This window comes from Ensifer sp. ENS09 (assembly GCF_014852425.1).
Taxonomy (GTDB): Bacteria; Pseudomonadota; Alphaproteobacteria; order Rhizobiales; family Rhizobiaceae; genus Ensifer.
In genome coordinates this window covers 731,419-755,119 of record NZ_JACVBP010000003.1, presented here as the reverse complement: position 1 = coordinate 755,119, position 23,701 = coordinate 731,419, and the positions used below count along the sequence as shown (strand labels likewise).

29 protein-coding genes and 2 pseudogenes are annotated in these 23,701 nt (G+C 59.0%); 15 read left to right on the top strand and 16 right to left on the bottom strand.

The genetic code is table 11. The features are described 5' to 3' along the window. Positions 1–4 precede the first annotated feature (4 nt). The 5 genes from IB267_RS18665 to IB267_RS18645 form a co-directional block, all read right to left on the bottom strand. Positions 5–832, bottom strand: a complete 828-nt coding sequence (locus IB267_RS18665) for a carbohydrate ABC transporter permease (protein ID WP_192448934.1) — start codon at positions 830–832, stop codon at positions 5–7. Beyond that, complete coding sequence (locus IB267_RS18660; protein ID WP_192448933.1) at positions 829–1,713, bottom strand: carbohydrate ABC transporter permease; 885 nt, start codon at positions 1,711–1,713, stop codon at positions 829–831. Before IB267_RS18660 ends, IB267_RS18665 begins: the two co-directional genes overlap by 4 nt. Before the next feature lie 60 nt (positions 1,714–1,773). Then, positions 1,774–2,946 (bottom strand): ABC transporter substrate-binding protein, encoded by a 1,173-nt coding sequence (locus IB267_RS18655; RefSeq protein WP_246810701.1) that lies wholly within the window; start codon positions 2,944–2,946, stop codon positions 1,774–1,776. 69 nt (positions 2,947–3,015) lie between these two features. Then, a complete protein-coding gene (locus IB267_RS18650; protein ID WP_192448931.1) occupies positions 3,016–4,776 on the bottom strand; it encodes a substrate-binding domain-containing protein in 1,761 nt (586 codons plus the stop codon). Between the two features lie 355 nt (positions 4,777–5,131). Then, a complete protein-coding gene (locus IB267_RS18645) occupies positions 5,132–5,392 on the bottom strand; it encodes a hypothetical protein (protein WP_192448930.1) in 261 nt (86 codons plus the stop codon). A gap of 243 nt (positions 5,393–5,635) precedes the next feature. On the opposite strand from IB267_RS18645, the gene IB267_RS33745 reads away from it, so the two are divergent. From IB267_RS33745 to IB267_RS18630, 4 genes and pseudogenes are all read left to right on the top strand, one after another. Beyond that, positions 5,636–5,758, top strand: a complete 123-nt coding sequence (locus tag IB267_RS33745) for a hypothetical protein (protein ID WP_256436950.1) — start codon at positions 5,636–5,638, stop codon at positions 5,756–5,758. Between the two features lie 218 nt (positions 5,759–5,976). After that, positions 5,977–6,373: pseudogene (locus tag IB267_RS18640) on the top strand (GFA family protein); the annotation flags it as partial. Between the two features lie 122 nt (positions 6,374–6,495). Further along, positions 6,496–6,612 (top strand): annotated as a pseudogene (locus IB267_RS18635) (NAD(P)-dependent oxidoreductase); the annotation flags it as partial. Between the two features lie 378 nt (positions 6,613–6,990). Further along, a complete protein-coding gene (locus tag IB267_RS18630; protein ID WP_192448929.1) occupies positions 6,991–7,509 on the top strand; it encodes a sigma-70 family RNA polymerase sigma factor in 519 nt (172 codons plus the stop codon). Between the two features lie 20 nt (positions 7,510–7,529). Here the strand turns inward: IB267_RS18630 and IB267_RS33440 are convergent, their stop codons facing one another. Genes IB267_RS33440 through IB267_RS33980 form a run of 3 tightly spaced genes read right to left on the bottom strand, consistent with a single transcriptional unit; the run spans position 7,530 to position 8,881 of the window. Beyond that, positions 7,530–8,189 carry an HD domain-containing protein gene (locus IB267_RS33440; protein WP_246810700.1) on the bottom strand — a complete coding sequence of 220 codons (660 nt, stop codon included), beginning with the start codon at positions 8,187–8,189 and terminating at the stop codon, positions 7,530–7,532. Positions 8,190–8,191: 2 nt separating this feature from the next. Continuing rightward, positions 8,192–8,623 carry a CBS domain-containing protein gene (locus tag IB267_RS18620; protein WP_192448928.1) on the bottom strand — a complete coding sequence of 144 codons (432 nt, stop codon included), beginning with the start codon at positions 8,621–8,623 and terminating at the stop codon, positions 8,192–8,194. An 18-nt stretch (positions 8,624–8,641) separates the two neighbouring features. After that, positions 8,642–8,881, bottom strand: a complete 240-nt coding sequence (locus IB267_RS33980) for a DUF2934 domain-containing protein (RefSeq protein WP_371742565.1) — start codon at positions 8,879–8,881, stop codon at positions 8,642–8,644. 315 nt (positions 8,882–9,196) lie between these two features. On the opposite strand from IB267_RS33980, the gene IB267_RS18610 reads away from it, so the two are divergent. Continuing rightward, positions 9,197–9,499, top strand: coding sequence for a hypothetical protein (locus tag IB267_RS18610; RefSeq protein ID WP_192448926.1), 303 nt, complete (start codon positions 9,197–9,199; stop codon positions 9,497–9,499). Between the two features lie 116 nt (positions 9,500–9,615). Here IB267_RS18610 and IB267_RS18605 read toward each other — a convergent pair whose 3' ends face one another. Together IB267_RS18605 and IB267_RS18600 are read right to left on the bottom strand one after the other, a co-directional pair. After that, positions 9,616–9,876 carry a hypothetical protein gene (locus IB267_RS18605; protein ID WP_192448925.1) on the bottom strand — a complete coding sequence of 87 codons (261 nt, stop codon included), beginning with the start codon at positions 9,874–9,876 and terminating at the stop codon, positions 9,616–9,618. 333 nt (positions 9,877–10,209) lie between these two features. Continuing rightward, the gene (locus IB267_RS18600) at positions 10,210–10,830 is read right to left on the bottom strand and encodes a response regulator (protein WP_192448924.1); all 621 of its coding nucleotides are present in this window, start codon (positions 10,828–10,830) and stop codon (positions 10,210–10,212) included. A 600-nt stretch (positions 10,831–11,430) separates the two neighbouring features. Between IB267_RS18600 and IB267_RS18595 the strand changes: the two genes are divergently transcribed. The 3 genes from IB267_RS18595 (at position 11,431) to IB267_RS18585 (ending at position 13,130) form a co-directional block, all read left to right on the top strand. After that, complete coding sequence (locus IB267_RS18595) at positions 11,431–11,586, top strand: DUF3309 family protein (RefSeq protein WP_192448923.1); 156 nt, start codon at positions 11,431–11,433, stop codon at positions 11,584–11,586. Beyond that, complete coding sequence (locus IB267_RS18590) at positions 11,587–12,618, top strand: DNA topoisomerase IB (RefSeq protein WP_192448922.1); 1,032 nt, start codon at positions 11,587–11,589, stop codon at positions 12,616–12,618. It abuts the gene before it with no gap. Between the two features lie 65 nt (positions 12,619–12,683). After that, complete coding sequence (locus tag IB267_RS18585; protein ID WP_192448921.1) at positions 12,684–13,130, top strand: hypothetical protein; 447 nt, start codon at positions 12,684–12,686, stop codon at positions 13,128–13,130. Between the two features lie 162 nt (positions 13,131–13,292). Here IB267_RS18585 and IB267_RS18580 read toward each other — a convergent pair whose 3' ends face one another. Next, positions 13,293–13,784, bottom strand: a complete 492-nt coding sequence (locus IB267_RS18580; RefSeq protein WP_192448920.1) for a ferritin-like domain-containing protein — start codon at positions 13,782–13,784, stop codon at positions 13,293–13,295. Positions 13,785–13,947: 163 nt separating this feature from the next. Here IB267_RS18580 and IB267_RS18575 point away from each other — a divergent pair, with 163 nt between their 5' ends. After that, positions 13,948–14,187, top strand: a complete 240-nt coding sequence (locus tag IB267_RS18575; protein WP_192448919.1) for a hypothetical protein — start codon at positions 13,948–13,950, stop codon at positions 14,185–14,187. A gap of 259 nt (positions 14,188–14,446) precedes the next feature. Here IB267_RS18575 and IB267_RS18570 read toward each other — a convergent pair whose 3' ends face one another. Continuing rightward, complete coding sequence (locus IB267_RS18570) at positions 14,447–14,620, bottom strand: DUF1328 domain-containing protein (protein WP_192449280.1); 174 nt, start codon at positions 14,618–14,620, stop codon at positions 14,447–14,449. Between the two features lie 499 nt (positions 14,621–15,119). Here IB267_RS18570 and IB267_RS18565 point away from each other — a divergent pair, with 499 nt between their 5' ends. The 4 genes from IB267_RS18565 to IB267_RS18550 all read left to right on the top strand — a co-directional run bounded on the left by IB267_RS18565 (position 15,120) and on the right by IB267_RS18550 (position 18,658). After that, positions 15,120–15,305 carry a hypothetical protein gene (locus IB267_RS18565; protein WP_192448918.1) on the top strand — a complete coding sequence of 62 codons (186 nt, stop codon included), beginning with the start codon at positions 15,120–15,122 and terminating at the stop codon, positions 15,303–15,305. A 343-nt stretch (positions 15,306–15,648) separates the two neighbouring features. Continuing rightward, a complete protein-coding gene (locus IB267_RS18560; protein WP_371742593.1) occupies positions 15,649–17,592 on the top strand; it encodes an ABC transporter ATP-binding protein/permease in 1,944 nt (647 codons plus the stop codon). A gap of 93 nt (positions 17,593–17,685) precedes the next feature. Beyond that, a complete protein-coding gene (locus tag IB267_RS18555; RefSeq protein WP_192448916.1) occupies positions 17,686–17,937 on the top strand; it encodes a DUF982 domain-containing protein in 252 nt (83 codons plus the stop codon). A gap of 310 nt (positions 17,938–18,247) precedes the next feature. Continuing rightward, positions 18,248–18,658 (top strand): low affinity iron permease family protein, encoded by a 411-nt coding sequence (locus tag IB267_RS18550; protein WP_192448915.1) that lies wholly within the window; start codon positions 18,248–18,250, stop codon positions 18,656–18,658. Positions 18,659–18,977: 319 nt separating this feature from the next. Here IB267_RS18550 and IB267_RS18545 read toward each other — a convergent pair whose 3' ends face one another. Then, positions 18,978–19,163 carry a DUF3606 domain-containing protein gene (locus IB267_RS18545; RefSeq protein ID WP_192448914.1) on the bottom strand — a complete coding sequence of 62 codons (186 nt, stop codon included), beginning with the start codon at positions 19,161–19,163 and terminating at the stop codon, positions 18,978–18,980. Positions 19,164–19,590: 427 nt separating this feature from the next. Here IB267_RS18545 and IB267_RS18540 point away from each other — a divergent pair, with 427 nt between their 5' ends. After that, a complete protein-coding gene (locus tag IB267_RS18540) occupies positions 19,591–19,848 on the top strand; it encodes a hypothetical protein (RefSeq protein WP_192448913.1) in 258 nt (85 codons plus the stop codon). Between the two features lie 469 nt (positions 19,849–20,317). Here IB267_RS18540 and IB267_RS18535 read toward each other — a convergent pair whose 3' ends face one another. After that, entirely contained in the window at positions 20,318–21,010 is a 693-nt protein-coding gene (locus IB267_RS18535) for a thioredoxin family protein (protein ID WP_192448912.1), read from the bottom strand. An 80-nt stretch (positions 21,011–21,090) separates the two neighbouring features. Then, entirely contained in the window at positions 21,091–21,507 is a 417-nt protein-coding gene (locus IB267_RS18530) for a hypothetical protein (RefSeq protein WP_192448911.1), read from the bottom strand. A 389-nt stretch (positions 21,508–21,896) separates the two neighbouring features. Between IB267_RS18530 and IB267_RS18525 the strand changes: the two genes are divergently transcribed. Next, positions 21,897–22,091, top strand: a complete 195-nt coding sequence (locus IB267_RS18525) for a hypothetical protein (protein ID WP_192448910.1) — start codon at positions 21,897–21,899, stop codon at positions 22,089–22,091. Positions 22,092–23,011: 920 nt separating this feature from the next. On the opposite strand, the gene IB267_RS18520 is transcribed toward IB267_RS18525, so the two are convergent. After that, the gene (locus tag IB267_RS18520; protein WP_371742564.1) at positions 23,012–23,563 is read right to left on the bottom strand and encodes a CBS domain-containing protein; all 552 of its coding nucleotides are present in this window, start codon (positions 23,561–23,563) and stop codon (positions 23,012–23,014) included. Positions 23,564–23,701: the final 138 nt, after the last annotated feature.

The window sequence follows — 23,701 nt, the reverse complement described above, 5'->3', positions numbered from 1 at the left end:
TGGCCTAACCTTTCACTGCGCCAGCGGTGACGCCGGCGACGAAATAGCGTTGCAGGAAGAAGAAGATCGCCATCACCGGGAGCGACACCATCACCGAAGATGCCATGAGCTCGCCGTAGCGGATGCCGTATTGGCCAATGAAATCGTTGAGGCCGACTGGGAGCGTGCGCATCTCCTTCGTCGAGGTGAAGGAAAGGGCAAAGAGAAACTCCTGCCAGGTCACGATGAGCACGTAGACCGAGGTGGCGATCAGGCCCGGCCGCGACAGCGGCACCACGATGTCCCAGAAGACGCGCATCGGGGTTGCGCCGTCGATCGCGGCAGACTCCTCGAGTGCAGCCGGGAGCTTCAGGAGAAAGCCCCTAAGCATCCAGATCGCCACGGGCAGGGTCACCGAAACGTAAGCCAGGATCAACGACCAATAGGTGTTGAGCAGGTTGGCACTGCGCATCATCTTGTAGATCGGGATGATGATCGCGGAATGCGGGAACATTTGCGCCAGGACCACGAGCCCGATCAGCGCCGAGATCGCGGCAAGCTGCGCCCGCGTGAAACTGTAGGCGGCCAGCAGGCCGAGGGTCACGGTGATGACCACGGTCGAAAGCGACACGACCAGGGAGTTCAGGAAATAGATCCGGAACTCCGGCCGGAAGGCCGTGACATAGTTGTTGAGTGTCGGATTGTCCGGCCAGAGTTTGGCTGGAATGGCGAATGGCTCTGTCGGCGGCTTGAGGCTGACCGACAGCATCCAGAAAAAGGGCAAAAGCACGATCGCCGCCAGCAGGAGCTGCATCAGCATCAGAAAGGCGCGGGTCGATTTGGTCTGCTTCATGCCGAAGCCCTCCGGCGGTTGGCGCCGTTCTGGACGATCGCATAGAGCGCGACGAGCACCGCAAGAACGAGAATGGAAAACACGCCGTAGGTTGCCGCCTCGCCGAAGCGGAACTGGCCGAAACCGGTCTCGAAGATCTTGGTGGGGAAGATGTGGGTTGCCGATTGCGGCCCACCCTTGGTCAGCACCCAGATGATGTCGAAGTAGTTGAAGGTCAAGATGAGCGTCAGCACGATGTTGACGACGACCACGTCGCGGATCGCCGGCAGCGTCACGTCGATCAGCCGGCGGATGGGGCCGGCCCCATCGAGCGTCGCCGCCTCGATCTGGCTGCGATCGACGTTCTGAAGGGCTGCAAGGTAGATCAGCATCGAGAAGGGAAAGCCCTTCCAGACCGCGGCGATAATGACGGAGACCATGGCCATGCGGCTGTCGGCAAGCCACGCGACGCTGTTTTCGATGAGGCCCGCCTGGAGCAGCAGCGAGTTCACGAGACCGAGCTGCGGATCATACATGAAGCGCCAGAGAATGGCGGCGACCACGCCGGGCAAGATGAACGGCAACAGCACGACCGCACGCAGCGTACCCTGCATGGGCAGGTTCTGATTGAGCAGCAGTGCCGTCAGGAAGCCGAGGATGTTTTGCAGAAGCACGACCCCGAGGGTCCAGACGATCGAGTTCGTCAGCACTTCGGTGAAGGTGCCGTCAGACAGAACGCGCTTGTAGAGCGCGAGCCCGGCGAACTTCGGATCGGGGCTGAGAAAGCTCGTTTCGTGGAAGCTCTCATAAATCGTCCCGAACATTGGATAGTAGAGCATGACCGCCATCAGAAGGAGGGCGGGTGCAAGAAGCAGCCAGTGGAGCCGGCGATCTTGGCGCATCGGAGAAATAACCTTGTCCTTAGCCGCATCCCGCAAGCGGGATGCGGCGGAAGCATGTGATCAGTCGAGAGCGTTGATGATGTCGCAGGCCTTCGCAGCAGCGGCCGCAGGATCGCCACCCGCATAGATGTCCTGGAACATCGCGATCTGCGCATCGGCGAGTTCGAGGTAGCGCGGCGACAGCGGGCGCGCCTTGGCGTTGTCGAGATGGGCGAGGATGATCTGCGGTTCCTGCCGGTTCTTTTCGAGGAAGGCGGCGGCCGCCTTCTTGTTGGCCGGAATGAGATCGACGACGTCGCCGTTGACGTCCTCGCGCACCATGAACTGGATGAATTTCCAGGCGGCTTCCTTGTTTTTGGAGCTTTCGAACACGGCAAGGTTCCAGCCGCCAAAGGTCCCGATCGGCGTCTTGCCTTCCGGCGCCGTGCCGTTGACAAAGCCCCAGCTCAGGCTGCTCTTCTTCAAGGTCGGTTGTTCGAGTGCCGGCCAGAACTCGATGGCGAGCGAACCGTTGAGGAAGAGCTCGCGCATGTCGCCGGATGAGGCGTTGAGAATGCCTTGCGGGGCGGACTTCGAAAGCGTCTGAAGGTAGCTCAGCGCTTCGACCGCCGGCGCCTCCGCCAGGGCACAGCTGCCATCGTCATTGAGGACCTTGCCGCCATTGGAGAAGATGAAGCTGTCGCCGACCACGACCGTGTCTTCGCCCTTGTGGCCGAAAAGGCCGACGCCGAACTTACCGTCCCCAGTCAGTTTCTCTGCAGCTGCCTTCAGTCCCTCGAAGGTGCCGAGGCTTGCCGGCTCGATCTTGGCCGCATCGAGCAACGCCTTGTTGTAATAGCTGAACTGCCAGACATCGACATTGAACGGTATCCCGTAGAGCTTGCCGTCGAGCACGGCCGAATCCCAAGCGCCGCCGAAGAAGCCGTCTCGGGCAAGCCCGCCGGCAGAAGCCTTCTCAGTCAGGTCCGTGACCGCGCCGGCCTTGGCAAATGCACCGACCCAGATCTGGTCGAGCGTAGCAATATCAGGCGCGTTGCCGCCCTGCACCGCCGTCAAAAGCCGCTGCTGGTATTCCGGATAAGGAACGGTGGTCACCTCGATCTTGATATCGGGGTTTTCCTTCATGAACCGATCGACCGCCGCCTTCTGCACGTCGGAAAGCCCGCTTTCGGTCTGCTGGTTGTCCCAGAACTGCAGCGTGACCTCTTCGGCCAGAACGGGGCCCGCGCCCAACAGCGCTGTCCCAAGGTATAAGGTTCTCAGTAGCGATCGCGTCATGGTTTCCTCCCTCGCGATAGTTTTTCAGGATTGGTTCCGGTAGTGTCCGTTCGCCTCTACGGGCGGTTCGGGTAGTGCTTCGCCGGCAATCAGCACCTCGACGCCGACGGCACGGAAGCGCTGGCGATCCTCCGGCAAGGCGCCGTCGTCGGTCAGGACCGAATGGATTTGTGCGACGCCCGCAATGCGATGGTTGGCGTCGGAACCGAGAGCGACGCTGTCGGCAAGAACGATGCTGACCTGAGCGGCATCGATAAACCGCCCGGCCGCCAGCGCGCGGCGCTCGTCGAGCGAGGACAGGCCGAAGCCCGGCGTCACGCCGTCGGCCGCGATGAAGGCGAGATGCGGGCGAACCCGCTCAAAGATGGCGCCAAGGCTCGGGCCGACCAGGCAACGGTCGGCCTTCTGGTATTCGCCCGCCGTCAGGATCACCTTGATCGACGAGACATCTTCCAGCGCGTGCAGCACATCGAAGGAATTGGTGACAACGGTCACACCCTGAAGCCGCTCGGGGCTGGCAGCCGCAATGCCGCGCAGTTCCTCTGCGAGGAAGACATTCGCCTGGCCCTCGTTGAGGGCGACGACCATGCCGGGCCGCATCAGCGCCGCCGCACTTTGTGCGATCTCGCGACGCAACCGCGAAATTTCGGCCGATATCCCGTGATGCGGCGGCGAGATAACGAGCGTTGCGCCGTAGTTCTGGCATCGTACCTGCATTGCGACGGCCATGCTTCGATACCAGTCATGTGCCGGATAGTGCGGCAGAAAGCCGATCCGCCGCGATCGCAGCAGCTTCGTCTGGAAACCGGGTCCGGCCTTGCTCAGGCGATCAAGCACGGCGTCCTTGAGCCGACATCCCTCCGGGCCGTTTTCGAAGTAGTCGGTATAGGTTTCCGGCGTCACGATCGCATGGGGCGTGACCCGATCGACCGGTGTCTGGCCGAGAATGCCGAGAACGGCCATGTCGATGCCGAGACGCCCCACCACCTCCGGGAAGAGGGCGCCAACGGCACGCAGCGGTCCAGCCTTCGTGAGCCTTGCCAGGAACCCGGCGCTTTCGCCACCCATCGCATAGACCGCGACCTGACGGTCCAGCCGCTCTGCCGCCTCGATGCCGGCGATGGCAGCGTGGTCGTTGACTGCGAAGACGAGATTGATCGCTTCGTCGGCCGCAAATGCATCATGAGCGACGCGCAAGCCGATCCTGTAGCTTCCCTGACCGTTGACCCGGTGGATCGCCAAAGGCTTGATGCCCTCCTCCGTCAGCCCGGCCTCGAAGCCTGAGACGCGCTCACGCGTGTTGGGCAGTTCCGCCACGCCAATGACCAATAGGGAGACCGGCTTGTCGCTCATCTCGCGCGCGGCCAGCCGCCCGAGCTCCCTGCCCGCGGCGTAATTGTCCGGGCCGAGATAGGCACCTCCCTGCTGCGCCGCGCTTTCCGCGATGAAGGGAATTGCGCGCCGCACGATCTCGCGCCGCAGGACTTCGCTGCCGCGGCCGGAAATGGGCGGCAGGATGACGGCATCGAGTGCGTCGAGATCGGACGCCAGGACGCTCACCTCGGCGCCGGGGAGCGCGCCTTTGGTGCGAACCAGCGCCTCGTCCGAAAGCACCGCACCACCGTGACGACGTTTGATCGCGCCCAATTCGTCGAGTTGCACAAGGTCGCGCCGAAGCGTCACCGCAGCCACATCAGGCATGGCGCGACGCAAGTCGGCCATGCTGACGACGCCTTGCTGGCGCAGCAATGACAGTATTCTCGCATGGCGCTGTTCTTTGATCATTTGATCTCCTCCGGCCGCAACCTTGCGGATCGGGGGCACCATATCAATCGAATGCGAAGGGGAGAGGCGGAACTGATGCGAGCATTCGATCCAATATGATCAAAATCGATCACGACAATGGAGATCGGCCCGAATTCGGCAGCCGCTTGCTGTGATATTCGCGACCGCTTCCAATCGAGGTGATAGTCGGGAAGGGACGGCTGAGCTCTTTCAGCGGCGGCGGTGCGATCGAGCCGTACCTTGAGCAAACACCCTTTCAGCGGCAGCAACGTCGCGCCTTGCAAGGCGATGAAGACATTGAGCGGCGAGAGGCTGGTCGAGAAACCAAACGTCGGTATCGACCCGGACCCGGCCGTCAGTGCAATGGGAGCTGCGGGGCCGGCTGCTGTGGATCGTCGAGCAAGAGTGCCTCATGCGAGATCAATCGCGCGACCAACCGGCCGCTAGACGTGCTGACATCAATGATTGCATCACGGTAATCGTCGTTCCTGCTCAACTCGTCGACGATCCTTTGGCCGTAGGCGACAGCCAGTCCGTCGGACGAACACATCCGGCCGACCTTGTCACGACTTACAACACCCGCAGCATAAATATCGAACATGTAGCGGCGACGCATGATTCCTCTCCATACATTTGACCGCTTCAGCCAGTCACGATAGCGACCTGACCTGCCCACGGTACATCTTGCTGGTTTGAAATGACCCGTCAGCCTACTCCCCTATCAGGTGCCTGTCGCGTGACCCGAGCGTGACATTTGCCCAACACCATTGGCAGCCACCGGACACTTCAGCCCGATGAAGCTTGCGTTATCGCTGGCTTCAGGGTTCGATGAGGCGAGTGCGAGATAGTGGAGGCGGCGATGGCGTACGACTGGTCCGGTACCCGCGAGCGTCGCATGAAGGTCGCGCGATACAGCGCAGCCGTCAGCCTGGCTGCCCTGGTCGGTGCGGTGATTGCGCAGATCGTCAGCAAAACTCTTTGAGACAGCATCGCTAGCCAACACTATGCCCAGGCGACCACTGGCCAGCAGTTCGGGCCAACTCCTAGACCGCTGATCGTTCGCGCTGTACATTATGGTTTCGGCATGCCGGACGTAGTCCGGATTTCAGCCATTCGCACCGACCGAAATAAAACGCGGTTCTGAGTTGCGCCAAGCCTCCCCCAACACGATTTTCCCACGCCAGACTGGAGGAATTTCCGATGGCAACTGCGCGATGTGCCTGTGGCGCTCTGACACTGAGCTTGAGAGGACCGCCTCAATTGACCGCACTGTGTCACTGCCTTGCTTGCCAGCGACGAACGGGTGCGCCCGTTCAGCGCGAATGCGTTCTACGCAATGGACTGCGTCGAAATCTCAGGGGTGTCGACAGAGTACACGCGCACCGGCGATAGCGGGCGTAAGGTGCGAATGCATTTTTGCCCAACCTGTGGTTCAACAGTTTATTGGACGGCCGAGGCTTCGCCGTCCTGGGTCGGCGTTGCCGTCGGTTCATTCGCCGACCCGGCCTTCAAACGACCTGCCATCTCCGTGTTCGAACAATCGAAACATGACTGGGTGCAGCTCGACGAAAACCTGAATCACTTCCATGGTCTTCCACGCAAACAACCACAGGTGCACTCCGAAGATCGCCCGGGCGAAAAAAGCGACCAGGCTCGGCATGCGGCGCAAAACCTTAAGACAAGAGGCCCTTCGACCGAAGCCCCGCCGAAACCCCGATCGGCCGTCGCGGGCAGCCCGTGGAATTGGCAACGGCATACGTGATGCTTGCCGATCCGATGTCGAGCTATGTATCTGGCGCAACGATTGCCGTTACCGGAGGAAGACCCTTCCTATAATGTGCCGCGCCCGATGGTCCCTTTGCGCATACGCGCAAGCGAACCGATCAGGGAAGATCGCTTTACGTGCAGCACTCCCTCGGCCGGCGGGGCATTTCACGGCTAATGGTGCTGGTACCCTGCGTTTCGCTGCGTCTCTCGCGCAAATTCCGGCTGGACCTGCGGTCAAATCGTTGCTGACGTTTTGAAGTGGCCGTTGGGCAGGCACGTCATCCGGTTTGATCGGGTGCGACGCCGTGGAAAAAAGCGAGCCACGACGAGGGGGCAAAAGACAAGCTCCGGCGGCGGTTTATTTGCGAGGGGTCCTTGTCCAGGAACTTAAATGCCGGCCAAGCATTGACCAACATAGCAATCCGGCAACCTTGAAAGGCAGCCCAGATGCCTTCATTTCCGACCCTTGACGATAAGACACGCCCCCTTGAGATACAGGTGGTGGACCTCATCCCGGCCTTAAGGGCTTTTGCGCGAACCTTTGGCGGTTCGAGATTTGAGGCCGACGATTTGCTGCAGGAAACGCTGTTTCGCGCGCTGCGTGGTATCGACGGCTTCGAACCGGGGACCAACCTCAAATCGTGGCTCTTCACAATCATGCACAACGCGTTTCGCACGCAATACAAGCTGCGCAAACGCGAAGCACCCGGCACCATAAATTGCGCAGATCTCCCCATTGCGATACCTGCTCCGCAGGATTGGTGCGTGTTGAACGGCGAGTTGCGGACCGCGCTTGACAGGCTGGCGCCCGATCACAGGGAAGTTCTGGTGCTCGTCGCCGGCTACGGTTTGAGCTATAAGGAGGCAGCCGACATCTGTGATTGCGCGGTCGGCACCATCAAGAGCAGACTGAGCCGCGCCCGCGACGAACTTGCCCTCCGCATGAACGGTGTTCCGCTGGATTGAGCGACACGGACAATCATCGTTCAAGCCAAGGCAAACGTAATTGCGAGAGCCGCAGCCAAGCCAACAAGAAAGATGAGCCCTTTCTTCGCAACGCGATCGGCGTTTTCGCGCCTGGTCATGGCACGCGCGTCACTTTGCGACAGCTTGGGGCCGAACCGGCCTTCTCGACGCAAATCGCCCGCTCCCTCATCTCGCCTTAGGCGTTTATCCCTATTGGCGGCGACATCGAGCAAAAGCAATCGACGTCTGTATTGCGCCACATCCCCACCTTGCCTTTCCACCTGGGTGAGATTGTCCTGAAGGTCGGCTCGCTTGACGACGGCACCAAGCGCATTGGCCGCCGCGCGTATCGTCAACGCGTCTTTGGTTTCTCCTGGGCGATGGGTCAAGCTTTCGACAGCCGCTACAACGTCTTGGGAAAACCCGGAAACCAGCAATCTCTCGAGCGTCCAGTCCGGAGCCTTTTCGACGATGTCATGAAGAAATGCGACTGTTTTGGCCTTGTCGCCTTCGACCGCCTCTGCAACCCGCTGGCAATGACGGATATAAGGTTCTCCCGCCTTGTCCCGTTGGCCTGCATGAGCGTGCAGGGCCACCTCTTTCGCCCAGACACGCTGCTCCGTGACAGACAGTGAAACCGGAGAGCGCCAAAAAGCGCGCTTTTCGCGGATATCGGCCATGATTAGGGCCTCTGGATATGTGGTCCACCGGGGTTCGTGACGTCTTGCAAGCCGATGCCGGCGAGAGACGGATCCCGGCGCGCTGCGTCGGCAAGCGAAACGAGGCCAACAAGACCCTTGTTGCGGTCGAGGACCGGCAGGCGGCGGACCTGCTCGTTACCAATGTTGTGTGCGAATTCCGACACGTCCTCGTCTTCAAAGCAATAATTGACGTCGGCCGTCATGATGTCGCTCAAACGGGTATGATCGTCACGCCGTTCGCCGACACAGCACACGACAATGTCGCGATCCGTTATCATCCCGACAAGCCGATCGTTGTTACCAACGGGAGGAAAGCCAATATCGTTCTTGGCCATTTCCCGCGCAATTGTCGAAACGGTGTCGTCCGGCCTCGCGACATGGACGTCCTTCCTCATGATGTCAGCTATTCGCATGGGACTGCCCCTCGAAAATCATGGTTCATTGCTTGGCTGACCCGCCTTTCCCCGCGGGGCGGTCGAAGGCGCGACGACCGTTCCCACCTCACTCTCTTCTCGTCTCTCGTCTGTTGGTTCGCTTGGAGGACGTTGATCGCCATCTGCCAACTCGCCTTCTGCCTTTTCCCAATGGCGTCGATCGTCACCCTCGGGGCGGCCTTCGCTTTCCCAAATCGCATAGGCGCGCTGGCGAATGCGTTCTTCCTTGTCGTCCATGTCCTTGACCCTCCTGCCTGTGCAGAAGGACAAACCGACCAATGCCATGTTTGTTCCGTCTCGATGCTCTGGCAAAGACCGCAGCTTCGGAACGCGCCCAAGACGTTGCAGCAGTTGATCGTGCAATGCACCAATGGCAAGCGTGACCCGGCACCGTACAGTCCAGATGACCGGCGAGGCTCCGACGGTGACGCCGTTCGGAACTTTCAGGGGAGTTATCGGTTCGACCTGCAATGCGCCGGAGTGGTGTGAGAAACAGGTACCTATCGGCCAGCCCTGAATTGGGCGTCGACGGCTCTATAGCGGAGAGATGTGATGGCTGAACAGTTGGATGAACGCGGCGAACCGAAAACAGCAACCCACGGCGCTGACCGAACCACTTTCTCCGCGCGTGAAACCCGCCAAGCCGGAATGGGCGCTCGGGTTTTCCTGGTGCTTGCCGCAAGCCTCTTTCTGGCGCTGCTTGTCTGGGGGTTCGTCGAATGGGGCCACCGCGGTGGTGAGCAGACCGGACAACCGGCGTCATCCCAACAGCAACAGCCGGATGCCGAAGAGCGTCCAAGCACCGAGAGCCCGCAGGGTATGGCCCCCGCAGAGCGCACCCCCAATCCACAATAGGCCTGGCGCGATAGCGCTAGAATGCCCGTCGCTCAGAGCACCGACGGACAGCGCCAGGCGCACCGGCCTACCGCCGGGGGTGGCAATTTTCCTCCGGCGATAACCACGTTTCGCAATCAATTTCGATCGACGAACTTATTGAAGCGGCTGAGCTTACCGTCTCCAGTCGTGTCCTGGTAAAGGAAGAGCAGCTTATTGTGATCAAAAATGAGGAAGAACTCCTTCCACGAGATTGGCTCAAGTCCGTTCTCCGGCTCACCGAAATCAATCCTCAGGATGCCATCGAGCGCCCCTTTTACTCTTGCGGGGCGACCTTTCCTCCTCTCGGCCCATTGTTGAATTTCATTGTGATCATCGGTGGTTTTCGCCTCACTCATTGATCTGCTCCTTGCGATCTTTTTGTGCGCCGAACCTCCTTTGCGATCGATTGTTCCGGAACTGCGATCCATCCATCCGACAAACTTTTCGGAACCAAGCGCAGCTACCCTTGTTCTCCCCGTAGACGAGGAGCAAGGACATGACCCCCAAACCACACGATCCAGGCGAGCGGCAACCGCCGATGCCAAGGCCGCATGAGACGCCACCGCCCGTAGAAGAACCCGAACCTGAAGATATGCCGGATGAAAGGAGAACACCGAATCCGGACGAGGTCCGTGAGCCGCCCATTCGCACCGATCGGCGCCCTCTCGCGTCCCGGCGTCCCGAGATGCCTAGTGCGGCCCGTATGGGTTTTCAGTGTGAATTGCCGCGATCAGTTCGTGCAGCCACGCGTCGAGACTTTGAGACCTGTCCCTTGTGCCCGCCAGAGCAATGGCTCGCTCTAGCGTCCGCTCCACAAGACGATCGGCGGCTTTTGCCGGAGCTCCGACCATAAGAAGCCGCGCTCTGAAACGCAGCGCCGGTATCAGTTCGCTCACGGATTGATCAGTCACCCCGGTGTAAAGTGGCGCCAGGTTCGACAGGCTAAGAAGATGCTGCTCAAAAACCGCGCTCACGAGGTCCGACGAGGCGGAACACTTGCTGACACGCGCAACCGCGCGGAAGCGTTCGGGGACGTTCATGTCGTCATAGCCACTGAAAAAAATCACCGGGACCGATCGGCGCGCAAGTTCGTCGGCAACGGGGAAAATCAACTCGCCATTTAGGTTGATATCGAGAACAGCAACCTGAACATCGACCGCCTGCGCGAGACTATTCAACGTTTCCTTTACCGTGGGTGTCGGGCCGATAATCGTCGCGCCGGCCTGCTCAAGCCAAAGCGCGATGTCATTTGCAACAAAAAACTCATCCTCGGCCACGAGCACCCGCAATCGCTGCAGGTCCGGCGTCATTTGCCATCCTCGATCCGCTCGGTGACCATCTCAATGCTTCCGACGTAGGGTACCGGTCGTCGCTCGCGACATCTCCCGATGGTCGAGCGCCCTTTGCAACCGGTTGGCAAGTATCAGCAATCGATCCGGCACATGGTCCAATTGCACCATGTCGCCATCGCCTGGGCAAGGTGCTGCGCTGTCAGCCAGCAACTCCCGTTTTTCATCGTCAGCTTTTTTGCCCGATGCCATCGCCTTGACCCTGTTCGTCGGAACAGCACTTCTTCGGCCGTGTCCGTCGCCTATGGTGTCCTTGTCTGAAGATACGCCTTCGATGCCGAGAAGCCAAGCTATTGACGGCCCAAGAGCCCGGCGGGATGCTCGAAGGGAACGGTGAAACAGCACACCCGCGCCCGAGATAGAAGGTGGCTGACTGTCGTCAATGCCGACAGAAACCGAAGGAACCAATCGTCAAAGAACGCGTTTGACGCCCACATCAGGTGGCTTGATCATGATGAAATTTATCATGCCACGTTTACCTGGAGTTGGGTTTTTGCGCCGCCGCCTGGGTCAGCCTAACCTGTGAGACGACCAGATCGGCCTTCGAGAGGAGATCGCAAGATGCTTGGAACCGTACTGTTGATTATTCTAATCCTGCTGCTCGTCGGCGCGTTCCCCGCTTGGCCCTATTCGTCGGGCTGGGGATACGGGCCATCCGGACTGCTGGGCGTTGTGGTCGTCGTTCTGCTGGTTCTGCTTCTGATGGGGCGGATCTGATTGGACACGCGACAGAGAGGGCGCGACGAGGCAGCCGAGCTTGTATATGTCTCGGATAAGGAACCGGGCTATAGTCGGTCGCGCTCCGCCGAAGGCTTCATTTACCGGCGGCCAAACGGTGAACTCCTGAAAGACAGGAGCATTCTTGCCCGCATCCAGAAGCTTGGACTACCGCCCGCCTACGAAGATGTCTGGATTTGTACCAGGCAAAACGGACACCTCCAGGCAACAGGCTATGATGCGCGCGGTCGCAAGCAGTATCGATACCACGATATCTGGCAGGACATGCGAAGCCGCGACAAATACAGCCAGCTTCCCGCCTTTGCCAAAGTGCTACCCCGGCTGCGGCGAACAATCCGCAAGCAGATGGAGGGCCCGGTCGGCGATCCTGCCACGGTTCTTGCAGCCCTTGCGTCACTGCTTGACCAAGCTCCGCTTCGTATCGGTAACTCAACTTACGTCCAGGAGAATGGCAGCTATGGCGCCGCCACGTTGCTCAAGCGACATCTCAAGATTGCTGACAACTGCATTGAACTGAACTTCAAGGGCAAGGGCGGACAGCGCATCAGAAGACGATTGCGAAACCCTCGACTGCAGCGGATTCTTGAGGAGATTGCGGAGCTTCCAGGCCGCCAACTCTTCGTTTGCGTCGGGCCAGACGGAAGGCCGGATCCGATCGAATCCGGCCGATTCAATCGGTATCTTGCAGAGATCTGCGGAGCGCCGGTTTCAGCCAAGACATTCAGAACCTGGGCGGGGAGCGTTGCTGCATATGCCGTTGCCCGTCGGGCTCTCGTCGAAGGCCGGCGTCCAACCGTTAAGGCGATGTGCCAGGCGGCTGCCGATGCACTTCACAACACTCCGGCCGTTTGCCGCAAGAGTTATGTACATCCGGAAATTCTTGCCTTGGCAGACGCCCACCAAAAAACTCCCCAGCTGCGTAACAACGCCAAGCCGATATCTGGACTTCGCGCCGACGAAATACAGTTCGTTCGTTTCCTCAAATGGCTAGCTAGGAACGGACGGCGGTAGACGGAGTGTGCTCGGCCTCGCGTCGGAAGCTCTCGAAGTGGAATGCTCATATTGAGAAGCGCACTGTGGCCATCAACGCAATGCTGCCGCTTCCAGCGACGGGCGGGAACAATCATCGGGGATACCGGTTGGGAACGAAAACTCGCGATGCCGGTGAGCGTTTCGATCGGCTTTTGAAAGAGCAAACAAGTTCACCGCGCGATCCGCGCCGAACCTCTGCCCCGCAGATCATCGCGTTGTTTCAGGCGGGCTGCTGTGACGGCGCCAACCCTCACTTCCGTCCTAGCGGAGGTTGGAAAATGCCCAAGCTTTTGCGGTTTATCATTTGGCATTTATCGACTGGCTTCGCACTGGGAGCCGTCACCACGCTGGTGATCGCCTTCAGATACCCGCACGCGCTCGGCCATGATGGCGCGATCGAACCAATTGCTCTTCTGCTGCAGATTTATGCCTTCGGCGCATCGTTTGCTCTTGGCTGCCTCGGCACCGCGCTCATGGGAAAGATCGAGTGAGCTCGCCTCGTTAGCTGAAGTCTCCCCCTTGCGTCTGAGGAGGCCAAAATTTTCAGCCGACTCAGAAAAGCGAGTGCGCCGACCAGCAGCGGGGTCGATTGTCTGCATCGTGGAGGGTTTAGCGAGGCGGGGGGCGTGTCCGCCCTCCGCCTTCCGCGTCGTTTAAGCGGCGGCCTTGATGTTTGCGGCGGAAAGAGCCAGCTTGCTAAGCGCCTTGTCGGTGGCGCCTTCCTCCTGAAGCGTCTGATCAAGCAGTACGACTGCTTTTTCGTGCCCAAGCTGCTTGGCCCAGGTCTTCAATGTACCATAGCGCGCGATCTCGTAGTGCTCGACCGCCTGAGCCGCAGATATGAGACCGGCATCGACGGCCGGGCTTCCCTTGAACTCCTCAATAACCTCCTCGCCTTCCGCAATAATGCCTTGAATTGCTTCGCAGGTTTTGCCCTGCGCACGCTTGCCGATGATCTCGAAGACCTGCTGAAGGCGCTCCACATGGCCTTCGGTTTCATCGCGGTGCTTTTCGAATGCCGCCTTGGTATCGGGTGACTGTGCCGCGCGCGCCATCTTCGGAAGCGCTTTCAGGATCTGCCTCTCAGCATAGTAGATGTCTTTCAGAGTTTCATGGAACAACATATCCAAGGTCTTCTCCGGCATGGCAACCTCCTTCGCCTTTCTGGGAGGCGCACCCAACACCACAGGGCTTCGAAGGTTCCGGAAGGGAACAAAAAGCACTGTGGAGCGCTTTGACGGTTTTCCGCAAAAGAACGAGCGGTGATCCACCCGAACGGAAGACACATCGTCGATTAGGGAGAGAAGGATGAAGCACAACCAACCCATGTCGAGCAGCGGCGTATCGCTTTCGGCCTATACCAAGAGAAGACGCGCCAAGATCATAGATCCTTCAGAGGCCGTCTATGGTGGACACTACGACCTCGCCGAGTTCATTGCTGCCTATGGTCTGACGCCGTTGGATGCGCGCGAAATTTTCGTTCGCATCGGCCCCACACGAACCGACCTCGATCGATACATGCACGAGCGCCGCAGCTCCCTGATTTGACCAAGGGGGCCTTGGCGTGGGCAACAGATCGGCTTTGCCTCAAACCAACGGGACGGACGGGGCGTCGTCCGTCCACGTCACAGCCAGGCGGACCCGGGCGCCCCTTTCAATCTCGGCTGCAACGCGCAACGGTTCCTGCAACCTGCCTGCAAGTGGTTCTCGGCGATGCGGTCGGCTCACCATGGTGGCTCCGACTAATGATGTCGTGATTGCACCGGATGACGGGAGGGCCGCAGCCGGAAATGCTAGCCTGACGTTCCTAGAACGCGATGCTTCCGGCCATGAATGCAAGGACAAGGAACAGGAGGAAGATTGCCAGGGCAACGAAAAACAAAACCTTGGCAATACCGGCCGTGGCTGCCGAAATGCCCGAAAACCCGAGCAAACCGGCAACGACCGAGACGATGAAAAATATGATTGCCCATTTGAGCATGCCGATCCTCCTTGATACGCGAATTTGCGCCAGCGTGGGTTTTGAACCCACAAAAGGAAGGATTGTTCCAAGTCGGAAATTCGGAAAACTCGCCTGAGGACCTCTCGGCCCGTGAGCGGCCGCGAGCAAGATCCATCGTAAGCCGATGCGCTCAAGCTCAAGAATTTATAGTTGGAAGCGCAGGCGATGCCATAGGAAGCGGCCCACTAGAGTTGTGGTTCGCCAAGGTTTTCTCGTGCTGCTCCGGTACGGTTCAGACAAGAGCTGTAGAAAACATGGAGCGCGCCCGAAAGTTCCGCCATAGGGCTTCAGTCCGATGGGTTTCCCGCAAAGGTCCTAGTTGGCTGGTGATCCGGTTTCACCGCGCTACCTCCAACCTTAGCCTGGGGTAAACACCCTGGCATTATGCCGTCCCGGGCGGACAACGACACCAGAGCGGCTTAAACGTCCCTTCGGTTGGTTCGGGTGCCGTTGTCCACGAGGCAAGAAGGATCCTGGAATGTACGAACGCTATAGTTACGGCAAACCGCAACGGACTTTCTCTACCGGCCTTCCGATCGGCGTCATGCTCTTCGCATTCGTGGTCATTGGCGGATACCTCGTCATAGGCAGCGCGATCGTGAACGACAGCAACCAAACTGTCGCCGTCGTTCTGCCAACGCCTGTCGCCAGCCTGTCCAAGTAGTCTGCCTGGAACAGGCAAATCATTTGGACAGCGTGGTTCCTCGTCCGACATTTCCAGAGACCACCCGTCGAAGAGGGGAAGCAGCAAGGGATTAATGGACCTGGGCAGAGCCCGATTGGCGATGGTGCTTCCAAAACATCGGAGCCAGCTTGTCTTTCCGTACGGACCGTCCGTACGGTGCCTCGGATCCGCGTGATCGGAGGTGAGGAGATGGGCCAAGACACGGACGGCAGGTTCGCCCTCACCCACGGTGTCAACGGTGGCACTCGTTCGATGCCGCAACGTCATCTGTATTTGACAAGCCGGATCCATGCTCCACTTCAGAAAGATGAGCTTGAGCGAAGTGCGCAGTAGGGCGCAACGGGCAGCAAAACTGGTCAAACGGCCTTTCGGCGAGAAGCGGCGGCGCCCGAGCAGCCCCGTATCCTCCATGCGCAGCTTCTGGGGCCTGTTGTTCGCCTACTGGCTCTCTAATCGGTGGAAAGAAGCCTGGATCCTGACATTTCTCATCCTGCTGCTTACCGGATTGTCGGCCCAGGCAAGCGTCTGGTTTGCGCTGACATCGGGCGAACTGGTCAATCAGATCGCGAATTTCCATCACCCCACCGTCCCAACGACCCCATTGTCACTTCTAAAGATCGCAGCGACGCTCGCTGCGATCGCGATCACGAGGGACGCAGGGTTTACCGCGGTCCGCCACTTCCTTTCGACCAACCTTCACCGTAAATGGCGCCAGTGGTTGGACGAGCGTTTTAACCGGGCGCTACTCGATTCCAATCACACACACTTCCACCTGCAGCAGAACGGGTTTGGTGGCGGGAGCGAGGCGGACACGTCATCAGCACCTGACAACATCGATCAGCGGGTACAGGAGGCGATCAAAGGTATGACGGGCGGTGCGATCGGCCTCGGCGTCGGCATCGCCGGTGTTGTCCTATCGCTCGCCTTCGTTGGTGGCAAATTGATCGAGACGTCGAGCCCGGTGAGAGGGCTCGATTTTCTCGGCAGCTACGGTAGCGCCTGCCTGACGCTGCTAGCGATCGCGATCTACGTTCCCCTCAACACGTTCATTGCAGCCAAGCTGGGCGGTATTTTGCAGGGGCTGTCCATCCGGATTCAATCGGCGGAAGGCAGCTATCGCAGCGAACTCAACCAGTTGCTGCACCGCAGTTTTCATGTTGCGGTCATCAAGGGAGAGCCGGCGCAAAAGGCGCTCAACGTGCGCCGGTACCAGGATATCGACCGGACCTGGGCGAGCCTCAATCGGATTACGGCGAGCTATATGGGCTTTGAACTGGTGCATAATTTCCTCGGCTCACGCATCGTCGCCTACGCGCCCGGTCTGCTTCCCTATGTCGACAAGACAATCAGCCTGCAGGACTACGTGACTGGCGCCGAACTTGCGACAGCCCTGATCAATGAGTGCTCATGGTTCATTCACGCGATGCCCGACATCGCCACGCTCCGGGCCGACGCGCACCGCATAACGGAGCTCGCCGAAGCGATAGAAACGGTCCAGCGCCCGCAAGACTACTATGCGCAAAGTGGTCCTGCAGCGTTTGAATATACGTCCAAGAACGGAGCAAAGGGCCTGACGATCCATGCGGTCGAGCTCATGCATACTGGCGAGGACGAGCCCTTTTTGACTGCCAATGCGCTCAACTTCGCTCCGGGCGAGTGGACGTTGGTGATGGGCGAATCGGGAAGCGGCAAGACCTCGCTTCTCAAGGCGATTAACGGTCTTTGGCCGCACGGGAGGGGTAAGATTGCATTGCCCGACGGTTTGCAAACCCTTCACGCCGCCCAGGACGTCAAACTTCAAGGCGTTTGCCTCAAAGATCTCGTCTGTCTCCCCGATGAAGCCGCCGCGCATCAGGACACTGCGGTCTCAAGCGCATTGAAAGAAGCAGGGCTCGAAGAGTTTCAAGGAGAGCTCCAAGATGAAGGTCGGGATGGTCAGCGGTGGGACAAGCTCCTGTCCGGGGGTGAAAAGCTCGTTCTTGCGAAAATCCTGCTGCTGAAGCCAGGCTTGCTTTTTCTGGACGAGGCGACAAGCGCCCTTGATGGGCAGGCAGTGCAAGCGTTCTTTCAATCGATCAAGGACAATTGCCCGGATGCAACGGTCATCGCCATTATGCACGATACGTCCTCGATCCAATCGGAGGGCGGGATTGATTTCTTCGATAGCGTGCTGGTGATCGGAGAAGGCGTCGCCGAAAAGGTGGCATTTTCGGCGTGGCAGTCGGCGCAAACAAGCGCCCAGACGGGTGTTGCGACAAGGAAATGAGAGGGCGCTAGGCGACATGGTGATGGTTACAAATCCGATGGATGGAACAATGCGTCACCCCGGAGGTTTTCTGCCGAACCGGAGGCAACGGAAATGGAAGCCATTTTTTGGGATCACCCCGTCAGGATCGGCACGCACGGCGAGCGCTGCATCAACGGACCACACGAAGCACTGCAATATTTAAGCGAGCTACCCCAGGGCGGGTGGTTCTATGAGCGCGCACGGAACCGTTGCTATGGCGCATTGGAACGCGGCGAAGCGCTCGATCTTTCACGCAAAGCCTTCATTGGCGCAGCGATTGAGGGGTCACTTCCGATCCTCGACGACGGAAACCAGAGCGTTTGAACCAATCTTAATTCGACGGCTCGCAGCTTGTGCCTGGAGCGGCCAACTGCGGAAATCCGAGGCCTGGTCAGGGCTCCAAGATCTGGATGCAGTACGCTGCAGCCGAGACAACCGGCGCCTGGATGATCAAGGGCAGCAATATTGGCTGGGACCATGAAGCGCAAGGGCAAGACAAATCACCTTGATTTTCCCGACGTTGGCGACCGTACGCTCAAAACGCTACGACGCGGGGGAACAAGCACCTGAGAGTTTTGTTTGAATGTGCATCCCGGGCAAGCAGGAAAGGAATGCTCGCCACGGAGGTTGGGTCATGGATCGATTCTTCGCAAAATTCGCCACGGCAACCGCACATGCGACAGGCAGCCCTTTCGCCTTTATCGTCTGCGTCATCACGGTTCTCGCGTGGGCTTTTTCAGGCCCCGTGTTTGGTTTTTCAGAGACTTGGCAGCTGGTGATCAATACGGGCACGACCATTGTCACGTTTCTGATGGTGTTTCTCATTCAAAATACGCAAAATCGTGATGGCGCCGCGCTCCAAGCAAAGCTCGATGAGATCATTCTGTTCACAGATGCCGAGAATGAATTCGTCGGCATTGAGAAGTTGACTGACAACGAGCTCGATGCGCTACACGCCCGATGCGAAAAGGCCGCTCGGCGATCAAGCGCTATGCTGCAGAGTGCACATGAAGAGCGCGACGCGAGACGGCAGCGGTCGAAGTAGCCGGTTCTATCGGCGCCTGAAGCTACTTGCGTCGACAGGAACAGCTGATGTCGCAGCATCCACACCCAGATCTACGATGCGGGCCTGGCAACGCACACTTTCCAAGTGCGGCGCCTTCGTCCGCCTTCATGAAGAAGGCTTCCGTGTGTGCTGGCTCCGCCACGGCTCAATGAGCTTCAGCGGTTGTGCTCAATTTGGGGCTAACATTGTCCGAGGCTATGCGGCCACAGCCGCTCGGGCCCCGGCAACGTCGACCAACTGGACCCGGAAATGTACCAAGCGCAGCGTCGTAGCCCTCAAATTCTGGCGGAACTAAGCGTTAGACCTTTTTGCGCTCCTCAGCCACCGCGTTTGCTTTCTCTCGCGAGTTGCCCGCTTCCTTGATGATATCGCGGGCCTGCTCCATTGTGAGCCCGTGCTTGCGCTTGAAGTAGTTGAGTTCGTAGGCCTGTCCGGCGGCAACGCGTCGACGGGCGCTGCCAATATTCTTCTTGTAGCGTGCCATAAAGTTCCTCCGGCTCGGCCAACTTCAACGGCAGATGCCCGAGGAATGTTCCAAGCTCGCTCGAAGGCAGAACCCAGCCATTCTGCCTGGATGGCCCATCATGGGCACGTCGGCGAAGGAATTTCATGCAAGCACAGGGGAGGCATTCTGCCGACGGACAGCCGAAAACGGTGGACATGATCGTGACACTTCAGAGGAGCTGGAATGGCGAAATGGAAGAGTGGGAAGGCCCCATAACCGAAGATCAGCCCAGTCGCTTTATGTGAACGAGACGAAAAACAAGCGGCGGCGGAACCTCTTCCAAAGTCAGGCGTTCGTACCGCGGGCCTAGCGTGTTTCCATCCCTCCGGGCCCGCGCATGCATCAAACTCCTTAGCCCCATCTCCAGTTGGGGCCTCTTTTCGCCGCGCAGGACCGAGGGTACACCATGGGATTGATGCAATTGGGTCGAGCACGGCTGGCTCTGTCTTTGCCACGCCATCGCAAACAGTTGCGCGACGCCAGAGATCACCGGCTGTACGGTCTTTTCGAGGAATACGCTCGAGCTTCATCAACGCTCGCCGACCTCCAACGGGAGCTTCCTCGTCGCGAAGCGCTGATAGCCAACTATCAGCAAACCTGCCTGGATCTGCAGGCAGATGTCCTTGTGTTGCTCGGTAAACTGAACGAGCCGCTTTTTTACTAGTGTTCTGACACCCCGCGCCTATCGGAACCAATCCGCAACAGGCGCCAGATCACCGGATCCATTCTTGCTGACTTCCGATCAAATCTTCTGGCCCTCAAGCCACCTTTTGCGCCATCTTTTCTTGCAAGGCCCGGAACGATTTCCCAATGCGCGCGTTCCTGCATTGTCTTGATCCCGTTTCCCCGATCGGGTCAGGCGCAAGGCTTCACAGATGTCCCCCAGTGAAGTCTCCTCGATAAGAGCCTCTGGCCTCGTCGCGCCCCCGACGGGGCCATACTTTTTTGGTCCTCTGATGACGGGCAAGTGAGGCCTCGAAGCTCGGCCGATGGAATAGCGTTCGAACTGCGGCAGGAGTGCGCCGAAGAATAGGAGCTGTTTCGGGTCAAAGCAAATTGCCGGAACCCGCTAGGGATCCGGCAACCCACCATATTCTCACAAAACGGTAGCTATGCTGTGTCTCGAGAGGCGGTTATGAGTATCGATCATGGTGACGCACCCATTCCATCCCCTCGGCTTCGTTACGGCCTTTCGGCATGAGATCGAGAAGGGCATAGGTACCCATCATTAACTCTACGCCGCGACCGAAAGTGGAGTAGGTGTGGAAGACGTTGCCGGCCTCGTCCTTGAAAAAGGCGCTGAGGCCCGGCCATTCCTCGCCCAGCTCGCTCCATTGCCCGAAATTGTAGTCGATATGCCCGCTGGCGACCTCCTCAGGCGTGAAACTGACCCGAAAATCGAAGTTGAACGGGCTGCCATTCGAAGACACCCAGCGGAACCGCCACCCCATGCGTTGGCGAAAGCGCTCGATCTCGGCAAGTGGGGCCCGAGAAACGGCGATCATGGTTACGTCATGCGGGGCCAGGTGCATATTCATACCATCGGTATGATCGGCCATGAAAGAACAGCTCGGGCAGCCTTGCTTCCATCCCGGCGCGAACATGAAGTGTTGCACCAGAAGCTGAGATCGTCCCTCGAAGAGATCAGCCAGCATGCGAGGGCCATCGAGCGTATCGAACACATATTCCGTTTCGATGCGCCTCCATGGGAGCTCCAGCCGCTTTCGAGCGACCTCATCACGATGACGCGTGAGCTCCTTTTCCGCCTTCAGCAAGTCCCGACGGGCGGCTTGCCAGTCATCATGCGAAACGGCAGCGTGTTTCATTGTCAGTCTCCTCGGGTTGGGACGAAATGGTGCCGCGCGCTGTGGATATGCTCAGCCACGGCGGCAGGTGAAAAAGGCTCCTAGGGCTCAGGAAAGCGGCCAGCGGAGCATATGAACACCCGGCGGGTGAAGCAGGCTGTCGGGGCCAAGATTGCGCTCGCAACGAGGCCGAGCCGTCCGGCGAGGCTATCGACCCGCTTGAGCACCGATGGTCCCGTTTCTGCGAACTTCGGCATGTCCTTCCTCCAAATCGTTTCCAGCGATTGTGGCAGGAAGAGGCTATCGCGGGTGGAGGACATGGTGGGAGTTACAAGTATGGCGGGATCCGTACGGACGCGCTGATTATCGTGGCAATGCGGCCCCTTTTTTTCCGCCGAGAGCCGGTCCGCGCTGACAAGGTGGTGATGTGCAGGCTCGTTGCCAATCCGATCGCAACGCTGGACACCAATGCTGTTCTGCCGTTTTTGAACATGCGCGAGATAGATCTGCAGGTCCATGTTTCGGAGGTCGCATACGAAGAGACGGTTACTTCATTTCGAACCAAGATGGTGAAGGCGCTGACCGAAGTCGCGAATGGCTCTCATCCAGGTCGGCCTTGTCCCTCCAGCACCAGCAACTCAAAAAGGCGCTCGATGCACGCAAACGTGCGGAAGCACTCTACGAGACCCGGTTTCGTGCGAGAGCGATCGCGCTGCGCCCGCTGCTTGACGCGCACGCGAAAAAGCCAACGCGCTAGCGGAGGAACGGAAGAGGTAACCATATGAAGGCTTCGCAAGCTCGCACGCTGTCGAAATACGACAGCTGCCGTATGTCAACGGCTCGGCGATCGTCCTAGGCCAAGTCTCCCCGCTTAGAGCCGGGTGATTTCGAACGAAGGAGACGACCAATGAAGATCATGATAGCCGCCGCAGCATCGCTCGCGATCGCGGGCTCTGCCCTTGCTGCTGTACCGTCCACGACCATCGAGCAAAAGCCATCGCTAAAATCGGCCGGCCAAATTGACCTTGCCTGGGGACCAAACCGCAGCGGGAACAAAGTACCATCAACAGGCAAAATCTCGAACGGCAAGACGTTCGGCTGATCGGGCTTGAAAGGGCGGCTAGGGCCGCCCTGAAATTTTGGCATTGTTTTGGCGATGCCGGTATCCCCGCGATGCAAGTAACGGAACGGAGAGGAGCGAACCGTCAGGAAGCGCGACGGTTTGCCTTTTCCTGCATGAGCGTCCTTTACCGTACTTCGATCGTGGCTGCTTGCGCGGCAACCCGGTAACATAAAGCGGCATGGCGTTGGATGCCGATGCCGCCCAGGATCTGTTCGAGCCGCTGGGGATCGCTAGATTTGAATGGTTGCCGGTGACGACGGTGAGCCCGCGCGCCGCGTCAGGATTGCGTTAGACATTGCTGCCGGATCTCGCAAACATTGCGGACTGGCGGAGGGCCGCGGCGTGTACAACGAGCCGAACCGCGAGAAACTAGCCTGCAACATGATTACGATCAGAGCCAGCTCCGTCCGTCAGGGGCACTGCACCCATACGGTGGGAGCTCCCCTTCGAATCTCGATTGCATTTTCCGGCAGCCCCAGCTTCTCAAGGGGAGAGGCATGTAGCCATTCAGCGCGATTCCTACTTCGTCATAAGGACTATCACCCAAGGCTACATACATGTACCACCGCCCACCAATCATCACCGCCATCGCAACGGAAACGAAGATAATGACATGAACTAACTTCTTGATATTATATCTCCTTACGCGTTTGGAGCAGCCTTCTATTCGTTTTGTATCTGCCGATCAAGGCCATCGAAGACGCGCTTTCCGCAGCCACGACCAGATGGCCAGGCGAGCGTTGGCACCGATCTGCATCGCCGCCTGAGTGCTGCGAAATTCTTGTGGCGCCGGCGCGAGGCGTGTTGTTTGGTTTTGAACGGATCGAAACCTAGGCGGAAAACGGTGGCGGAACTCAATCGGCAGACGCAACTCCAATCCTTGTCTTCGACCGCACCGTTCAAATCTCCCGAAACGCCTTGCGAAGAAAGGGACGCCGTTCCAGTTTAGCGGATTTATGGGCCTGCCTGAGGCGAAGCAGGTCCTTGCGGGCGACAAGGCCGAGCAAGGCTCCCGATACCGGATCGGTGATCGGAATCCTCGCTGCATCGGTCGAAATCATGATGTCCGCGATGTGACCAACGGTGTCGTCGGGATGCCCGATCGGGATCGAACTTTCCGACACCTTGTCTCCCAGCAGGTCAGTTCCGATTTCCGGACCTCTCCGCCACCTAAGCGCATCTGCACGCGAAACCATGCCGACAAGGACCCCAACCGCGTCAACCACCGGATAGGTCCGGTGAGCATCGTCCGCAGCGGCAAAGTGTGCGCACACTTCCCGCGCCGACATCGTCGCCGGCAACGTATCGACGGTGCTGACCATGATGTCGCGAGCCCGCTCGAACTCGAAGGGATCGACGCCGTATTCACCGCTGATGTGCTGGCCTCTCCGGGCAATTTTCTCTGTGATAGAGCTGCTCGGCGATCTCCAGACGAAAGGTCCGGTTTCCAAGCCCTGACCGCTTAACCGCCGACAGCTTTCTAAGCCCAGCGACCGCGATCGGTTTGTTCCACCTCTTGATCGCAAAGCAGGTAACTGCGCCGACAAGACGATCACGGGGACCTGACGGCCGCATGGGAATCGTCGACC

Excerpts from the sequence above, each read along its gene's own strand:
- IB267_RS18535 (WP_192448912.1), bottom strand. The coding sequence starts at position 21,010 with ATGAAACACGCTGCCGTTTCGCATGATGACTGGCAAGCCGCCCGTCGG.
- IB267_RS18525 (WP_192448910.1), top strand. The coding sequence starts at position 21,897 with ATGAAGATCATGATAGCCGCCGCAGCATCGCTCGCGATCGCGGGCTCT.
- IB267_RS18580 (WP_192448920.1), bottom strand. The coding sequence starts at position 13,784 with ATGCCGGAGAAGACCTTGGATATGTTGTTCCATGAAACTCTGAAAGAC.
- IB267_RS18570 (WP_192449280.1), bottom strand. The coding sequence starts at position 14,620 with ATGCTCAAATGGGCAATCATATTTTTCATCGTCTCGGTCGTTGCCGGT.
- IB267_RS18575 (WP_192448919.1), top strand. The coding sequence starts at position 13,948 with ATGAAGCACAACCAACCCATGTCGAGCAGCGGCGTATCGCTTTCGGCC.
- IB267_RS18550 (WP_192448915.1), top strand. The coding sequence starts at position 18,248 with ATGGATCGATTCTTCGCAAAATTCGCCACGGCAACCGCACATGCGACA.
- IB267_RS18610 (WP_192448926.1), top strand. The coding sequence starts at position 9,197 with ATGGCTGAACAGTTGGATGAACGCGGCGAACCGAAAACAGCAACCCAC.
- IB267_RS18605 (WP_192448925.1), bottom strand. The coding sequence starts at position 9,876 with ATGAGTGAGGCGAAAACCACCGATGATCACAATGAAATTCAACAATGG.
- IB267_RS18545 (WP_192448914.1), bottom strand. The coding sequence starts at position 19,163 with ATGGCACGCTACAAGAAGAATATTGGCAGCGCCCGTCGACGCGTTGCC.
- IB267_RS33980 (WP_371742565.1), bottom strand. The coding sequence starts at position 8,881 with ATGGACGACAAGGAAGAACGCATTCGCCAGCGCGCCTATGCGATTTGG.
- IB267_RS18660 (WP_192448933.1), bottom strand. The coding sequence starts at position 1,713 with ATGCGCCAAGATCGCCGGCTCCACTGGCTGCTTCTTGCACCCGCCCTC.
- IB267_RS18595 (WP_192448923.1), top strand. The coding sequence starts at position 11,431 with ATGCTTGGAACCGTACTGTTGATTATTCTAATCCTGCTGCTCGTCGGC.
- IB267_RS18650 (WP_192448931.1), bottom strand. The coding sequence starts at position 4,776 with ATGATCAAAGAACAGCGCCATGCGAGAATACTGTCATTGCTGCGCCAG.
- IB267_RS18565 (WP_192448918.1), top strand. The coding sequence starts at position 15,120 with ATGTACGAACGCTATAGTTACGGCAAACCGCAACGGACTTTCTCTACC.
- IB267_RS33440 (WP_246810700.1), bottom strand. The coding sequence starts at position 8,189 with ATGGCCGATATCCGCGAAAAGCGCGCTTTTTGGCGCTCTCCGGTTTCA.
- IB267_RS18630 (WP_192448929.1), top strand. The coding sequence starts at position 6,991 with ATGCCTTCATTTCCGACCCTTGACGATAAGACACGCCCCCTTGAGATA.
- IB267_RS18645 (WP_192448930.1), bottom strand. The coding sequence starts at position 5,392 with ATGCGTCGCCGCTACATGTTCGATATTTATGCTGCGGGTGTTGTAAGT.
- IB267_RS33745 (WP_256436950.1), top strand. The coding sequence starts at position 5,636 with ATGGCGTACGACTGGTCCGGTACCCGCGAGCGTCGCATGAAGGTCGCG.
- IB267_RS18555 (WP_192448916.1), top strand. The coding sequence starts at position 17,686 with ATGGAAGCCATTTTTTGGGATCACCCCGTCAGGATCGGCACGCACGGC.
- IB267_RS18665 (WP_192448934.1), bottom strand. The coding sequence starts at position 832 with ATGAAGCAGACCAAATCGACCCGCGCCTTTCTGATGCTGATGCAGCTC.
- IB267_RS18620 (WP_192448928.1), bottom strand. The coding sequence starts at position 8,623 with ATGCGAATAGCTGACATCATGAGGAAGGACGTCCATGTCGCGAGGCCG.
- IB267_RS18530 (WP_192448911.1), bottom strand. The coding sequence starts at position 21,507 with ATGGACCTGCAGATCTATCTCGCGCATGTTCAAAAACGGCAGAACAGC.
- IB267_RS18600 (WP_192448924.1), bottom strand. The coding sequence starts at position 10,830 with ATGACGCCGGACCTGCAGCGATTGCGGGTGCTCGTGGCCGAGGATGAG.
- IB267_RS18540 (WP_192448913.1), top strand. The coding sequence starts at position 19,591 with ATGGGATTGATGCAATTGGGTCGAGCACGGCTGGCTCTGTCTTTGCCA.